This window comes from Bacillus sp. Xin1, assembly GCF_013314535.1.
Classification (GTDB): Bacteria; Bacillota; Bacilli; order Bacillales; family Bacillaceae_G; genus Bacillus_A.
In genome coordinates this window covers 1-1292 of the sequence record NZ_JABUAE010000137.1, presented here as the reverse complement: position 1 = coordinate 1292, position 1292 = coordinate 1, and the positions used below count along the sequence as shown (strand labels likewise).

1 protein-coding gene is annotated in these 1292 nt (G+C 36.6%); it reads right to left on the bottom strand.

Annotated elements, in window-relative coordinates:
* Nucleotides 1-1292: ImmA/IrrE family metallo-endopeptidase (locus HRG09_RS28100; RefSeq protein ID WP_174104071.1), on the bottom strand; the 1292-nt coding region annotated here is incomplete at both ends.

Sequence of the window (1292 nt, the reverse complement as noted above, 5' to 3'; positions counted from 1 at the left end):
GTTGCAAAATAACGCTCTTCCACTTGTACACGGCTTATAATACTGTCAATATCGTTCACCGTTTCATTAGATTGAGCCCGCTTAAATGCTTCATATTTTTCACTTAATTCTTTTTCCATCGAAGCCGTAACATGTTTAGCTGTGTGAGGAAGTGGGTTTAATTTTTGTTCAAGAGAGCCAATGGGCGCATATCCTTCTTTCTTCATCTCTTTATACAATTCCACTTCTTTTTCACTAAATGATGGATTTTTTTGTTCCTCTGCTTTATCTACCAAAACACCATATCGTTCATCCTTTACTATTTCATCTAGGCTCATGATTGCATCCTTTTCATGTAGAAGAAACGATTGATTGCCTTTTCCGTCGAAGATGGAATTCTGAACTTTTTCATATACATCTGGTTTCAAAATGTTGTCTAAATAGACATTTTCTCGACTACCGCTTTTCTCCATTAAAGAAACATATAAGTCGTCTCGATCAGACTTATCAGGATTCCATACTGATAAGTAGTTGATTTCTTTTGTCACGGCATCCATCATGTGTATTCTTGCAACTTCCTCATCTTGTTTATCCTTATCCAAGACTTCAATCGTTACCAAATGAACAGGTGTTTCTTTTACATTTTCCATACTTTCCACCTCTTTTTCTTGTATTTGTTCTTTCTCTTTTTCCAAAATGTTTTCAATGGTTTCAATAAATTCAGTAGAAGTTTCATGTACTTCTTTTAGTAATTTTGATTTCTCTTTTAATTCTTTTCCTTGTGTCCAGTTGGCTAAGTATCCTAACGAATACTCGCTGGTATCAATTCCGAAATACGAAGAAACCGTATAAGCTGTCATTTCTGCTTGAAACTCTTTTTCAGGTGCCGTGTAATTCATGTGTGTTTCGGCTGTATGAAGTTTGGCATGCGCTAGCTCATGAAGGAGCGTTTTTACATTCTGTAATTCACTATTTCGTGGATTTAAAGCAACTTCTTTTGTTAGGGTATAGCTCACCCCCTTTGCAACCCCAAGCTCATGTTTCGGTTCAATAATTTTCACACCGTTCTTTTCTGCAATAGCTTCCATTCCTTTGTACAAACTCTTATAATCTTTCACAGTTCCTTCTAGCCAACGATTTGGAAAAATACGGGGTAAATCTTCCGCTTTCGCGTTCGTTTGTGACACATCGAATACATAGCCGACAGAAAAATATAAGCGACCTGGTTTCACTTCTACACTTTTAGATTCAATTTGCTTCTTCTCTTCTTCATTTGCCTTCGCAACGGGTTTCCAAGTACCATCTTTACCTTT